The 12667-nt window shown below is 63.7% G+C and carries 14 protein-coding genes and 1 other RNA gene; 5 read left to right on the top strand and 10 right to left on the bottom strand.

Annotated features, from left to right (window positions below; genetic code table 11):
• Nucleotides 1-32: 32 nt before the first annotated feature.
• The gene (locus ABWP89_RS06780) at nucleotides 33-434 is read right to left on the bottom strand and encodes a VOC family protein (RefSeq protein WP_353228120.1); all 402 of its coding nucleotides are present in this window, start codon (nucleotides 432-434) and stop codon (nucleotides 33-35) included.
• A gap of 189 nt (nucleotides 435-623) precedes the next feature.
• Here ABWP89_RS06780 and ABWP89_RS06775 point away from each other — a divergent pair, with 189 nt between their 5' ends.
• Nucleotides 624-1736, top strand: coding sequence for an S-(hydroxymethyl)glutathione dehydrogenase/class III alcohol dehydrogenase (locus ABWP89_RS06775; RefSeq protein WP_353228119.1), 1113 nt, complete (start codon nucleotides 624-626; stop codon nucleotides 1734-1736).
• Nucleotides 1737-1973: 237 nt separating this feature from the next.
• Here the strand turns inward: ABWP89_RS06775 and ABWP89_RS06770 are convergent, their stop codons facing one another.
• From ABWP89_RS06770 to ABWP89_RS06750, 5 genes are all read right to left on the bottom strand, one after another.
• On the bottom strand, nucleotides 1974-2756 hold the full coding sequence (locus ABWP89_RS06770) for an SDR family oxidoreductase (RefSeq protein WP_353228117.1): 783 nt from the start codon (nucleotides 2754-2756) through the stop codon (nucleotides 1974-1976).
• Nucleotides 2757-2787: 31 nt separating this feature from the next.
• A complete protein-coding gene (locus tag ABWP89_RS06765) occupies nucleotides 2788-3330 on the bottom strand; it encodes an NUDIX hydrolase (protein WP_353228115.1) in 543 nt (180 codons plus the stop codon).
• 13 nt (nucleotides 3331-3343) lie between these two features.
• Nucleotides 3344-4036: a TPM domain-containing protein gene (locus tag ABWP89_RS06760; RefSeq protein WP_353228114.1), complete on the bottom strand. Its 693-nt coding sequence runs from the start codon at nucleotides 4034-4036 to the stop codon at nucleotides 3344-3346.
• A 24-nt stretch (nucleotides 4037-4060) separates the two neighbouring features.
• A complete protein-coding gene (locus ABWP89_RS06755; RefSeq protein WP_502915252.1) occupies nucleotides 4061-4840 on the bottom strand; it encodes a TPM domain-containing protein in 780 nt (259 codons plus the stop codon).
• 149 nt (nucleotides 4841-4989) lie between these two features.
• Complete coding sequence (locus ABWP89_RS06750; protein ID WP_353228112.1) at nucleotides 4990-5625, bottom strand: LemA family protein; 636 nt, start codon at nucleotides 5623-5625, stop codon at nucleotides 4990-4992.
• Nucleotides 5626-5824: 199 nt separating this feature from the next.
• Between ABWP89_RS06750 and mscL the strand changes: the two genes are divergently transcribed.
• The 3 genes from mscL (at nucleotide 5825) to ABWP89_RS06735 (ending at nucleotide 7596) form a co-directional block, all read left to right on the top strand.
• Nucleotides 5825-6271: a large conductance mechanosensitive channel protein MscL gene (gene mscL, locus ABWP89_RS06745; RefSeq protein WP_353228111.1), complete on the top strand. Its 447-nt coding sequence runs from the start codon at nucleotides 5825-5827 to the stop codon at nucleotides 6269-6271.
• A gap of 52 nt (nucleotides 6272-6323) precedes the next feature.
• Nucleotides 6324-6690, top strand: a transfer-messenger RNA (tmRNA) gene (gene ssrA, locus ABWP89_RS06740).
• A 147-nt stretch (nucleotides 6691-6837) separates the two neighbouring features.
• Nucleotides 6838-7596 carry a glycosyltransferase gene (locus ABWP89_RS06735; protein WP_353228109.1) on the top strand — a complete coding sequence of 253 codons (759 nt, stop codon included), beginning with the start codon at nucleotides 6838-6840 and terminating at the stop codon, nucleotides 7594-7596.
• On the opposite strand, the gene ABWP89_RS06730 is transcribed toward ABWP89_RS06735, so the two are convergent.
• From ABWP89_RS06730 to ABWP89_RS06715, 4 genes are all read right to left on the bottom strand, one after another.
• The gene (locus tag ABWP89_RS06730; protein ID WP_353228107.1) at nucleotides 7597-7863 is read right to left on the bottom strand and encodes a hypothetical protein; all 267 of its coding nucleotides are present in this window, start codon (nucleotides 7861-7863) and stop codon (nucleotides 7597-7599) included.
• A 142-nt stretch (nucleotides 7864-8005) separates the two neighbouring features.
• On the bottom strand, nucleotides 8006-9274 hold the full coding sequence (locus ABWP89_RS06725; protein ID WP_353228105.1) for an N-succinylarginine dihydrolase: 1269 nt from the start codon (nucleotides 9272-9274) through the stop codon (nucleotides 8006-8008).
• Nucleotides 9275-9287: 13 nt separating this feature from the next.
• Nucleotides 9288-10328, bottom strand: coding sequence for an arginine N-succinyltransferase (locus ABWP89_RS06720; protein ID WP_353228104.1), 1041 nt, complete (start codon nucleotides 10326-10328; stop codon nucleotides 9288-9290).
• Nucleotides 10325-11533, bottom strand: a complete 1209-nt coding sequence (locus tag ABWP89_RS06715) for a hydrolase (RefSeq protein WP_353228102.1) — start codon at nucleotides 11531-11533, stop codon at nucleotides 10325-10327. The genes ABWP89_RS06720 and ABWP89_RS06715 overlap by 4 nt, the downstream gene beginning before the upstream one ends.
• A 161-nt stretch (nucleotides 11534-11694) precedes the next feature.
• Between ABWP89_RS06715 and ABWP89_RS06710 the strand changes: the two genes are divergently transcribed.
• Nucleotides 11695-12600: an SPFH domain-containing protein gene (locus ABWP89_RS06710; protein WP_353228100.1), complete on the top strand. Its 906-nt coding sequence runs from the start codon at nucleotides 11695-11697 to the stop codon at nucleotides 12598-12600.
• Nucleotides 12601-12667: the final 67 nt, after the last annotated feature.

Genomic DNA, 12667 nt, shown 5'->3' with positions numbered 1-12667 from the left:
TCCCCTGAACCGGGGAGGAGGCGGCAAAGCCCTCAATCGCCGAAAAAGTTCAGTTCCAGCAGGACATTGTTGGGATCGGTGGTGAACACCTGGGTCAGCCCGATCGCATCGACGCGGTTGGTCTGGTACGTGCCGCCCATCGCCTCGATCCGTGCGATCAGTTCGGCGTGGCCGGTGCACGTCAGCGCGACATGGTGAATCGCGCCGGTTTCGGCGCCGGGGGCGACCGCGCGGTCATAAGTGCGCGGGCAATCGACCGAATTGATATGCAGGATGGCCAGGCCATTGGCATCATGCATCCATTGCGCATTGTCCGGGGTCAGCGGCGGCGGTCCATTGCGCCGTTCCAGCCCCAGCAGCGCGGCATAGAATTGCGCCGTTGCATCCAGCTGGTCGGTGATGATGTTGACGTGATCGAGCCGGTTTACCTGCATCCGATATCTCCCTGAGCGGTGGATGATAGCGCGCGCCGAAGGCCAAGTCACCCGGGCGCGGCGTGGCATGATAAGCAATGCGGCATGGGGTCATCAGAAAATGCGCGGGGGTCTGGCGGTGATTGCCTCTGTGCCGCGCCCGCTCTATGCATCCGCCAGCATTTTGACCTTTCGGGGAAGGACCGTTTCATGAAGACCCGCGCTGCCGTTGCATTCGAAGCCAAAAAGCCGCTCGAAATTGTCGAAGTTGATCTGGAGGGCCCGCGCGCCGGCGAAGTGCTGGTTGAAATCATGGCCACCGGCGTGTGTCACACCGATGCCTATACGCTCGACGGGCTGGACTCCGAAGGCATCTTCCCCTCGATCCTGGGCCACGAAGGCGCCGGCATCGTGCGCGAGGTTGGCGCGGGCGTGACCAGCGTGGTCCCCGGTGACCATGTGATCCCGCTCTACACCCCCGAATGCCGCCAGTGCAAATCGTGCCTGTCGGGCAAGACCAACTTGTGCACCGCGATCCGCGCCACCCAGGGCAAGGGCCTGATGCCCGATGGCACCACGCGCTTTTCCTACAAGGGTCAGCCGATCTTTCACTACATGGGCTGTTCGACCTTTTCGAACTTCACCGTGCTGCCCGAAATCGCGCTGGCCAAAATCCGCAAGGATGCACCGTTTCAGTCAAGCTGCTACATCGGTTGTGGCGTCACCACCGGCGTTGGCGCGGTGGTCAACACTGCCAAGGTGCAGGTCGGTGAAAACGTCGTGGTGTTCGGGCTGGGCGGGATCGGGTTGAACGTGATCCAGGGCGCGCGGCTGGCCGGCGCGGGCAAGATCATCGGCGTCGATATCAACCCCGATCGCGAAGAATGGGGACGCAAGTTCGGGATGACCCACTTCCTCAATTCCAAGGGGCTCAGCCGCGAAGAAACCGTGGCGAAAGTGGTCGAACTGACTGACGGTGGCGCCGATTACACTTTTGACGCGACTGGCAATACCGAAGTGATGCGCACCGCATTGGAGGCATGCCATCGCGGCTGGGGCACCAGCATCATCATCGGCGTGGCCGAGGCCGGCCGCGAAATCGCCACCCGCCCGTTCCAGCTGGTGACCGGTCGCAACTGGCGCGGCACCGCGTTCGGCGGCGCCAAGGGGCGCACCGATGTGCCCAAGATCGTCGACTGGTACATGAACGGCAAGATCGAAATCGACCCGATGATCACCCACGTGATGGGTCTGGAAGAGATCAACACCGCGTTCGAACTGATGCACGCAGGCAAATCGATCCGCAGCGTGATCGTTTACTGATCGTTGCGCGCCCCGCCCTGTGATCGGGGTGGGGCGGGCGCGGTCACGCCATAGGTTGAATAGGTTTGGTCGACGGTTGGTATGATGGCGCGTGCGGCGGCCACGTCATTTGCGCCCCCTGCAGGGTTGCCTGTGGCCATTTTTGCCAGCCCGCGCACAAACAACGATGATCCCAATTTTGGGTCTTTTGCGATCGCTGCTTATCTGTCGCCGCCGGAGGGGCCGGATGCGCCGCCATCACATCGCCGAAATGCCGCCATCCAGTTTGAGTTCGGCGGCGGTCATGAAACTGGATTCGTCGCTGGCCAGGAACAGCACGCCATTGGCGATTTCCTGCGGAACGCCGACGCGGCCCAGCGGGATCTGGCGTGCCAGTTTGCCCATCACCACCTCTTTGCCCAGACCCGAATTGGCGCCGATGCCATCCAGGATGGGGGTATCGACAAAGGTCGGGTGGACCGAATTGCAGCGGATGTTCCACCCGCGTTTGGCGCAATAGAGCGCGACCGATTTTGACAGCATCCACACCGCCGCCTTGCTGGCGTTGTAGCCGGGCATGGTGTCCGATGCGATCAGCCCGGCGATCGAGCTGATGTTGATGATCGATCCGGGCTGGTTGTCCTTCATGATCGGCAGCGCTTTCTGGCAGCCCAGGAACACGCTGTCGACATTGATGGCAAAGCCGCGGCGCCAGTCTTCCAGCGTGCAGGTTTCGATATTGCCGCGCACGCCCACGCCGGCATTGTTGACCAGCACCGACAGCCCGCCCAGCTGTTCTGCGGCAAAGGCAATCGCCCGGTCCCAGTCATCGGGGCTGGTCACATCGTGCACCAGCGCAAAGGCGGTGCCCGCGCCCAGTTCGGCGTTGATGCTGGCGGCCTCTGCGGCAACCTTGTCGGCATTGATATCGGTCAGCAGCACGGTGGCGCCTTCGCGTGCCAGCGTGCGCGCATGGGCTGCGCCCAACCCCTGGGCTGCGCCGGTCACCAGCGCCTTTTTTCCCGCAACCCTGCCCGCCATCATCATTCTCCCGCACCGTTTAATCGTTGGATTAAACGGTTATGAGGCGGGGGCCCAGAAACAGCAACATTCTTGTGTCGATACCCAGGCCCTGGCCACGTTTTGCGGCGATGAAATCGTCGATCGCATCGATCGCGACGCGGTGCACGGTGATCGCTTCATCACCCACCCCGCCGCCCTGGCCGACCTTTTCCAGCCGGGTGGCGTGGAACAGCGTAAACGCCTCTGTCACCATGCCGGGGGAGGAGTAAAATTCGCCAACCACGGTGATCTGCCCGGCGCGATAGCCGGTTTCCTCTTCCAGTTCGCGCGTGGCAGCAGTCATTGCGTCTTCGTCGGCGGCATCGTCATGGTCGCCGACCAGGCCTGCCGGCAATTCGATCGTGCGGCGGCCCAGTGGCACGCGAAACTGTTCGACCAGGATGACATGGCCATCGTCGATCGCCAGGATCACCGCCGCGCGGATGTTGCGCGTGCGGCCGACATATTCCCACCGGCCGCGGGTTTTGGCGGCGATAAAGCGCCCCTGCCAGTGGACCTGTTCGGGTTGCGCGTATTCGTCTTCCAGGCTCATTGTGATGATCGTCTCACAGTTCGATGGCGCCGTCGGGCAATTCGTTGCCCGCTGTTTCGGTACGCGGAAAATGCGCCGCCAGCACCGCGCCGACCTGGTCCACGCCGGTGACCAGCCCGCCGGCAATGTTGCCGTCGCGGATTTCGGCAAGCATGGCGTGCATCGCATCGCCCCACACCTCTGGCGCAACTTTGCTGGCGATCGCATCATCGGCGATGATTTCGGCGCGGCGTTCGGCCATCGACAGATAGATTACCACGCCGGTCGCGCCGCGCGTGCGCCCCTGCACGGCCAGCCGGAACGCGATCTGTGCACGCGCACGCACGCGGGCGGTTTTGATCGGGCGCGGGGTGAGCGCCAGCCGCAGTGGGCGCCATTGCAGCAGCAGCCACATCGCGGCAAATTTGACCGTGGCGGCGATCAGCGCCAGCCCCAGCACTTCGTGCAATGTCCAGCTGTGCGCCCACAGCCCCAGCGCGCGATCGACCAGCAGCAGATAGAACCCGGGCGCCAGGTTGATCGCCAGCAGCGCCAGACCGGCAACCAGCGCCGACCAGGCCAGCGCCACATCGCCATAATCATCGGCACGCCGGCTGATCACGGTGACAACCTCTGCATTGGCGCGGGCCTCGACGGCGGCGACTGCCGCGGCGACCGCGGCATTGCCAACCGGCGACAGGATCGGTTCGGGACGTTTGGGGGTCATGCCGGCCATTGCTGTCAATCGATCCTACCAATCGCCACTGGCGCCGCCACCACCGGAACTGCCGCCGCCGCCGGAAAACCCGCCGTCACCGCCGCCCCAGTCGCCACCGCCACCGCCGCCGCCAAATCCGCCCATCGGCATGATCCACACCCCGCCGCCATACCGCCGTCCACCGCCGCCCAGCAGGCGCAGGAACGGCAGGACAAAGAACAGCAGGAAAATAACCAGGAACACGATCGTGCCGGCATCAAAATGCGGGGCACGTTCGCGCGCCAGTTGTGTCTTGGCGCCGGCCGCCACGGTGCGTGCCTGGTCATCGGGCAGCTGCAGCTGGGTGATCAGGCTGTCGACCGCCGCGTTGATCCCGCCGGGATAATCGCCGGCCTTGAATTTGGGCACGATGTCGTGGCGGATGATCACGCTCGACAGCGCATCGGTCATGATCCCTTCCAGGCCATAACCGATCTCGATCCGCACCTTGCGATCCTTGGGCGCGACCACCAGCAGCACGCCGTCGTTACGCTGTTTGTCGCCAATGCCCCAGGTGCGAAACAGGTGGTTGGCATAAGTATCGATGTCTTCGCCGCCCAGATCGGCGATCGTGGCGACCACCAGCTGGCGCTGCGATTGTGCCTCAAGCGCGGCCAGTTTGGTATTCAGCGCGGCGACATCGCCGGGCTGCAGGATATGGGCATCATCGACCACCCGCCCGGTCAGCGGTGGAAAGCTCTCCGCCCGCGCCGGGGTGAGGCTGAGGGCGATGATCGCGGCAACCAGCGTGAGCATGCGCCAAATCATGCGCATTACAAAAAGCCCCTCCCCTTCAGGGGAGGGGTTGGGGTGGGGCCTATCACCACCCGCCGAGCTTAGTTGAGAGGCCCCACCCCCGGCCCCTCCCCTGAAGGGGAGGGGGGTAGAAGAATGGTCGGTTGATGGGCGAATGGCCGCCCGGTTCACTTCGCGTCAGGCTTGGCGGCGGCGGCCGGCCCGTCAAAGCTGATGGTGGGGGCGGCTTCGGCACCGGCGGCGGCGGCAAACGGCACCATCGGCTTCGCGCCATAGATCACTTTGGCCGCGATCACCGCAGGAAAGGTGCGGATGGTCACGTTATAGCCGCGCACCGCTTCGTTGTAATCGCGCCGGGCCACGGCGATGCGGTTTTCGGTGCCTTCCAGCTGGCTTTGCAGCGCCAGAAAGTTTTCGTTGGATTTCAGATCGGGATAGGCCTCGGTGGTGGCAAGCAGGCGGCCCAGCCCTTGCGACAGTTCGCCCTGCGCCTTTTGAAACGCGGCGACCTTTTCGGGATTGGTGACATCGTCGGCGGAAATCTGGATCGAGGTGGCCCTTGCGCGCGCCTCGGTCACTTTGGTCAGGGTGTCCTGTTCCTGCTTGGCATAGCCTTTGACCGTGGCCACCAGGTTGGGAATCAGGTCGGACCGGCGCTGGTACTGGCTTTGCACATCGGCCCATTTGGCCTTGGCGTTTTCTTCGGCGGTGGGGATCGAATTGACCCCGCACGCCGACAGCGACGCGGCAGCGGCGACGACCGCGGCAATGCGGACAATACGGCTGAACAGACGAGCGGCCATGAGCACAGACTTTCCTTATCCCGGGGCTGCGGTACCGCAACCTACCGTTCCTGCGTAGAGATAGCGAGCATTGATCCGGGTTCAAGCGTGGTCCGTCGATCATGGTATGCTGTTCGTCGCCAGCGGGGCCTTGCCGCGTGCGGGTTGTGGTGGCATCAGTCGGGCATAAAGACATTGATAACCAAGAAGAGGGCCGGGCATGGCATTGTTGAATGATTTCAAAGCCTTTATTCAAAAAGGCAACGTTCTTGACCTGGCCGTCGGCGTGATCATCGGCGCGGCATTTGGCAAGATCGTCACGTCATTGACCGAAGATCTGATCATGCCGGTGCTGACGCTGGCCACCGGCGGGATCAATTTTGCCAACAAGTTCATCCTGTTGGGTGCGGTTCCGGCGACCTACAAGGGATCGTTGACCGATTATGCCGCGCTGAAGGCGGCGGGTGCGCCGCTGTTTGGCTATGGCATGTTCGTCACCAACGTCATCAATTTCGTGCTGATGGCGTTTGTCATTTTCCTGATGGTGCGGCTGGCCACGCGCGCGATGGCCAAACCCGAAGTGGTGGCACCACCTGCGCCGCCGCCGGGCCCAAGCGAAGTCGACCTGCTGACCGAAATCCGCGATGCGTTGAAATCGCGCAGCTGAAACATCGGGTTGTGAACTGGCAAAGTGATGGGGGGCGGGCCGGTCGGTCTGCCCCCTTTCCTTTTCCGCAACGCGCCCTATATGCATCCCTGCCGGCCTCGTGCCGGCTATGGTGATAAATTGCGGCGTGCAATAGGCACAGCGGACCCGGGGGCGGTACCCGGCGGCTCCACCACCTTTTCCGCGTGCGCCCTCTTTCAAGGGGGTGGCGGCGGAACAGATGACGGGGCCGAACTAGGATCGACGTGTGTTGAAAAGCGCTGTTTTTGCCCGGGCTGAGTAACCCGTTCAAGGCTCAAAACCAACAAGTGCCAACGATAACGTAGCACTCGCTCTCGCGGCGTAATCTGACGGCTTAACGGCCAGATCTTACAATGCTTAAGCGCGGTCGGGCCCACCGGGCAACAGAAGGGATTCCAGGGGTTGGGGGCGTACCCGGCAACAGAAACGCCCCACCAACTGCCGTGCCGATCGGGCTGCCGATCGCGCCGGTCAGAGACATTTATCATTGGTAATGCACAAATCGGCGCTGGCGAGAACCGTGTTATTGCGGCACCAGCGGCACCATGACCGAACCAGACGGACCGACCATCACCACACCCCGGCACAGCCCCCCACGGATAAGTCTGGTCATCCCCGCGTATAACGAGGAGGAATGCCTGCCGGCGTGCCTGGATGCGGTGATGGCGCATGTGGCGGACCATGTCTGCGAAGTGATCGTGGTGGACAACAACAGCACCGATGGCACCCGCGCGGTGATCGAACGCTATCCGGCGGTGACCTATGTGTTTGAACCGCACAAGGGCATCACGCGCGCGCGGCAATGCGGCTATCGGGCCGCCAGCGGCGATATCCTGGCCTATGTCGATGCCGATACGCGCCCGCCCGCCGGCTGGGCCCAGCAGATCGCGCACCAGTTTTCCACCCGGCCCGATCTGGCCTGCCTGTCGGGCCCCTACAGCTTTTACGATCTGACCGGGATATGGAACCGCATCTCCACCGGCTGGTTCGTTGCGGCCAAGCCGTTGTACAAGTTGACCGGTTATCTGATGGTGGGGGGCAATTTTGCCATCCGCCGCGACGTGCTGGACAAGATGGGCGGGTTTGACGCGTCGATCGAGTTTTATGGTGAGGATGTCGATATCGGCAAACGCGCGCGCCGCCATGGCACCGTGCTGTTTTCACCCGAATTTGTGATGCCGACATCGGCCCGGCGGATGAAACACCACGGCTTTGCCAGGATCGCCGGGCTCTATCTGGCCAATTACCTGTCGATCATGGTGCGCGGCAAACCGGCGCACCATGATTATGAGGATGTGCGCTGATCAGATGGGGTTGCGGTCTGCGGCGCCGGCAGCCGTGATGGCATCGGCCGCACGCACCCGCTCATAGCTCAATGCGTCCAGAATCTTGGACCCGGCCATGAACACCGCGACCATCGCGGCGAGAAACAGCATCTTTCCGCCAAAGCCCGGAAACGTGTCCAAATAGTGCTTGCCACGCTCCGCCCCACCCAGCGCCAGCGCATAAATGATTGCCGACGCCTCAAACCGGTTCTTGATCACGAACAGCCGGCCGATCTTGCGAATCATGGTGTGTTTCCGGTTAAGCATCGGCATCAACTATGCCGCAGCCCCCGCTACGCAGCAAGCATCGTGCCAGTGGCGGTTTTGCAAACGTGCCATCCTGTAACGGTCTGGTACCTGTAAGCCCCCCCGACTCCCCGAACCTGTATCAAACCAGCACGCCGAGGTCCGCCGCATCGAGCAGCGCGCCGCGTGCCGCCATGACCGACCGCGCCAGACTGTCGCGTCCCAGATCGGCGGGGTCGATCTGTTCGGGCCAATGCTGCGCCACCACGCCGGCCAGCAGATCAATCCGTGCGGAATCGAGCAGGAAACGCGGATCGACCGTGGCCGGGTCGGCCACCACCCGCAGGCGCAGGCACGCCGGCCCGCCGCCATTGGCCATCGATTGCCGCACATCGACCGGCAACACGTGGCGGATCGGGCCGTTTGATGCCAGCATCGCATCCAGCCAGCCGCGCACCGCGGGCATGGCCCAGGCCTCGGTCGGGATCACCAGGCCCATCGTGCCATCGGGCAGCGTCAGCAGCTGGGCGTTGAACAGATAGGACCGGATCGCGTCGGCCAGGCTGACCGCGCTGGCGGGGACCTCCACGATTTCCGCCTGGGGCAGGCGGCTGCGGATCGCGGCGTAAGTACCATCGGGGTCGGCGAACGCCTGTTCGTGGGTGAACAGCACGCGTTCATTGGCCACTGCAACCACGTCGTTGTGAAATGCGCCTGCGGCAATCGCCTCGGCCGATTGTTCGATAAACAGCACTTTTTCGGGGTTCAGCCCGTGCAACCGTGCCACCGCGCGGCCGGCCTGTTCATGCTGGCGTGCGGGGAACGGCCCGCCGGGGCGGCCATAGACGAACAGTTCCAGCCCGGGCGCATCATGGCGTGCCGCCATGCGCATATGGTTGGCCGCGCCTTCATCGCCAAAACACGCCGGTACTGCGTCATGCACCGCAAAATGCGCCGCATCCGCAAAGGCCAGCCGCAGCTGTCGCACCGTATCTGGCCATTCCTGCGACCGGTGCGGCATCGTTACCAGATTGGCGGCGGTCAGGTGGCAACGATGATCGGCGGTATCGGGCGCGGGCGATACGGTGGCGGCATTGGCGGTCCACATCGCGCTGGCCGACCACGCAGCGGCGCGCAGCCGCGTTTCGCCGGGGCCGGGGGTTGCTGCATCATGATCCAGGCCGAGCGCGGTCAGAAACCCGTGATTGGGGCGCGGCAGCGGCGCAAAAAATCCCTGCACCAGCCCCAGGCCCAGGTTGTGGCGCATCTTGTCCAGCCCCTGCAGCGCCGCGCCGCGCGGGTATGACACATCGCCGCCATGGCTGGCAGAGGCGAGGTTGCCCAGGCTCAATCCCGCATAGTTGTGGCTCGGCCCGACCAGCCCGTCGAAATTGATTTCCACCAGTGCCATTTTAGCTCAATCCCTATCGCGCGACATGCCACACGGTATCACCGGTGCTCACATCCAACGCCTGCGCCGCGATCGGATCGAGCACTGCCCCGCCATCGCCGTCAAAGCCGATTTCGCCATAGGTACAGCGGAACTCGCCCAGCCGGCCGCTGGCGATCAGCGCGCGGGCGTGCGGCCCGGTTCCATCCGGCGCGCGCACATGGGCGATCGTGGCGGCGCGCGCGGATTCGATCGATCGCACGCGGTCGGTGCGCGCGGTCATCGTCGGGCCGCCATCGAAAATGTCGACATAGCCTTCGGCGTGAAAGCCCTCCTCTTCCAGCATGCGCATCGCCGCGCGGCCGGTGGGGTGCGGCAGCCCGATCACCTGCCGCGCGGTTTCGGGCAGCATCGACACATAGACCGGGTGTTTGGGCATCAGATCGGCAATGAACTGGTGGCCGTTGATGGCGTTGAAATAGTCCGCCTCTTGAAAGCTCATGCCGAAAAACCGCCCGGCGACGCCATCCCAGAACGGCGACCCGGCGCGTTCATCGATGATCCCGCGCAGTTCGGCCAGGATGCGATCGGCAAACCGCGCGCGGTGCATGGCGATGAACAGATAGCGGCTGCGTGCCAGCAGCAGCCCCAGCCCGCCGGCGCGCTCACCCGGGTGCAGGAACAGTCCGCCGACTTCGCTCGACCCTTCCAGATCGGTGACGAGGTTGAGCAATTCGGCGCGGAACGTACGCCCCAGTTCCTTTGAATGCTGGGTCAGCGTGGCGATGCGATAGGAATAAAATGGCATCTGCTGACCGACGCAGGTAAATATCTGCGCGGTGCCGCGCACTTCGCCCGTGGTCGCATCCTCCAGCACCAGCACGAACAGTTCGTCCTTGACCGCGCGTGGATCGCCGTCTTCGCCATTGCCGAATGCGGCGGCGGCGCGATCGAGCTTGGCCCCCAGCGCACGGCGATCAGGGGGCAGGTTGGTAAACCCGCCGCCGGTCAGCTTGGCCATGTCGTACAGGTGTTGCAGATCGCCGGGCTGCGCGGCGCGGATGCGAAAGGTCATTGGTTTTCCCCGGAAAGGCGGTGCAGCACCAGCGCGGCCAGCGCCGCGCGCTCTGCCAGCGACGGCACGATCAAAAATTCCTGATCCGAATGGATCGCCCCGCCGCGCACGCCCATGGTATCCACCACCGGTACGCCGCAGGCGGCGATGTTGTTGCCATCGCACACCCCGCCGCTCGATTGCCAGGCGATGGTCTGACCCAGCGCCGCGCCGCAGTCGCGCACCAGATGGAACAGGCGTTCGGCGTCAGGCGTCAGCGGTTTGGGCGGGCGCGACAGGCCGCCGTGGACGTGGGTGGTGACGCCGTATTCGCTTTCAATCCATGCCAGCAGGCTGCGCAGATCGTGACCGAAACAGATGGCGGCGGGTTCATCGCGCGGGCGGATGTTGAACCGCACAACGGCCAGATCGGGGACGACATTGTTGGCCGATCCGCCTTCGATCTTCGCTGGATTCACGCTCAATTCCGGGTGCGCCAGTTCGGCCAGGGCCACGACCAGCCGCGCGGCGGCGACAATCGCGTTGCGCCCGTCTTCGGGGTTGCGCCCGGCGTGTGCAGACCGCCCGTGGATCACCACGCTGTAATTGCCGCTGCCCGCGCGGGCACCCGCCAAGGTGCCATCGGGCAGCGCGGAGGGTTCAAAGGTCAGCGCCGCCGCCTTGCCATTGGCCAGATGCGCAATCAGCGGTGCTGATGACAGGCTGCCGGTCTCCTCATCCGCGTTGATCAGCACGTCATAGCCCACGCCCGCCGCGTGCGGGCCATTTTCAAACGCGGTCAGCGCCGCCAGCATGACCGCGATGCCGCCCTTCATGTCGGCCACGCCGGGGCCGTTCAGCGTGTGATCGTCGATCCAGCGCGTGGCCTGAAACGGATGATCGGCGGCAAACACCGTGTCCATATGCCCGGTCAGCAGGAAGCGCCGGTTGGCCCGGGGCCGGACCCGCAGCACCAGATGGCACCCGTGGGCGATGGCGGTGACGCGCCCGTCGGGCAGGACCGCCTCAACCGGGGCGGCCTGTTCCAGTGTCACGTCGCCGGGCAATGCCACAAAGGCATCGGCCAGCAGGCCCGCCTGCCGTGCCAGCCCGTCCAGGTTGCGTGTGCCGGTGTTGATCGCGCTCCACGCGCACACCTGCTCCAGCATCGGCGCCGGGGCAATCAGGGCGATCAGGTCGCGTTCAAGGGGGGAAAGCAGGCTCATGCCCACGCGCTTAGCGCATGGGGCGATGAAGGTGAACCCCGGGGAGAGTTTGGTGGTGGCGGGACATCTGGCGGAGTCTCCAATCTTTCAGCTTTCGGTCGTATTTCCATGTTAAACGGCGGGTATCAATTGCGCGTTTTGGCACAATTACAGGGGTCATCATGGACATCGTGTTTTCGGCATTGGGGACGATTGTCGCGTTTTTCGGCTTGAGCGTGGTGTTCGGCAGCTTTTTCACCGTCAAAACGGCAGAGGCGGCAATCATCACCCGGTTTGGCCAGTATGTGCGCTGTGCAGCGCCGGGGCTGGGGTGGAAAATACCGTTTATCGACCGGCTGGACGGGCGGGTCAGCCTGCGGGTCAACCAGATCGTGCTGACCATGGAAACCAAGACGCGCGACAACGTGTTCGTCACCATCCCGATTTCGGTACAGACGCGCGTGCGGCCGGAAAAGATTTTTGAAGCCTATTACAGCCTGTCCGACCCCGTCGCGCAGATCCAGTCCTATGTCGAACAGGTCGTGCTGGGGCATGTGCCGGGCATGACGCTGGACGAAGTGTTTGCCAGCCAGTCGTCGATTGCCGCCGCGGTGAAACAGGAACTGGACGTCGATATGGCCGCATTCGGCTATGAAATCGTCAACGTGCTGGTCACCGACATCGTGCCTGACCAGAAGGTCAAGGCGGCGATGAACGACATCAACGCCGCGCAACGCGAACAGGTCGCCGCCAACGCGCGCGGTGAAGCGGAAAAGATCCTGGTGGTCAAAAAGGCCGAGGCAGAGGCGGAAAGCAAGGCGCTGCAGGGCCAGGGCATCGCCAACCAGCGCCGCGCGATTATCGAAGGGCTGTCCACCTCGATCGAAGGGTTCCAAAAGGCGCTGGGCACCGCCACCGCGCACGATGTGATGCAACTGGTGCTGGTCACGCAATATTTTGACACGCTGAAATCGATCGGCGAAAACGACAAGACCAACACCATTTTCCTGTCGCACACCCCCGGCGCGGTGCAATCGATCACCGAGGAAATCATGCAGTCGATGGTGGCGGCCAACACGGTGAAATAGGCGCGACCCCCCGCCGCCACGAAAATGTTGTGGCGGCGGGTATTGGCGTTAGGGTTGACCACTTGCA

It is taken from the genome of Novosphingobium sp. (genome assembly GCF_040398825.1).
Taxonomy (GTDB): domain Bacteria; phylum Pseudomonadota; class Alphaproteobacteria; order Sphingomonadales; family Sphingomonadaceae; genus Novosphingobium.
Note: the sequence above shows the minus strand (reverse complement) of the source record. Positions and strands in the feature narration are given on the sequence as shown.

Coding starts and splice junctions, on each gene's coding strand:
- ABWP89_RS06780 (WP_353228120.1), bottom strand. CDS start 434: ATGCAGGTAAACCGGCTCGATCACGTCAACATCATCACCGACCAGCTG.
- ABWP89_RS06775 (WP_353228119.1), top strand. CDS start 624: ATGAAGACCCGCGCTGCCGTTGCATTCGAAGCCAAAAAGCCGCTCGAA.
- ABWP89_RS06770 (WP_353228117.1), bottom strand. CDS start 2,756: ATGGCGGGCAGGGTTGCGGGAAAAAAGGCGCTGGTGACCGGCGCAGCC.
- ABWP89_RS06765 (WP_353228115.1), bottom strand. CDS start 3,330: ATGAGCCTGGAAGACGAATACGCGCAACCCGAACAGGTCCACTGGCAG.
- ABWP89_RS06760 (WP_353228114.1), bottom strand. CDS start 4,036: ATGACCCCCAAACGTCCCGAACCGATCCTGTCGCCGGTTGGCAATGCC.
- ABWP89_RS06755 (WP_502915252.1), bottom strand. CDS start 4,840: ATGCGCATGATTTGGCGCATGCTCACGCTGGTTGCCGCGATCATCGCC.
- ABWP89_RS06750 (WP_353228112.1), bottom strand. CDS start 5,625: ATGGCCGCTCGTCTGTTCAGCCGTATTGTCCGCATTGCCGCGGTCGTC.
- mscL (WP_353228111.1), top strand. CDS start 5,825: ATGGCATTGTTGAATGATTTCAAAGCCTTTATTCAAAAAGGCAACGTT.
- ABWP89_RS06735 (WP_353228109.1), top strand. CDS start 6,838: ATGACCGAACCAGACGGACCGACCATCACCACACCCCGGCACAGCCCC.
- ABWP89_RS06730 (WP_353228107.1), bottom strand. CDS start 7,863: ATGATTCGCAAGATCGGCCGGCTGTTCGTGATCAAGAACCGGTTTGAG.
- ABWP89_RS06725 (WP_353228105.1), bottom strand. CDS start 9,274: ATGGCACTGGTGGAAATCAATTTCGACGGGCTGGTCGGGCCGAGCCAC.
- ABWP89_RS06720 (WP_353228104.1), bottom strand. CDS start 10,328: ATGACCTTTCGCATCCGCGCCGCGCAGCCCGGCGATCTGCAACACCTG.
- ABWP89_RS06715 (WP_353228102.1), bottom strand. CDS start 11,533: ATGAGCCTGCTTTCCCCCCTTGAACGCGACCTGATCGCCCTGATTGCC.
- ABWP89_RS06710 (WP_353228100.1), top strand. CDS start 11,695: ATGGACATCGTGTTTTCGGCATTGGGGACGATTGTCGCGTTTTTCGGC.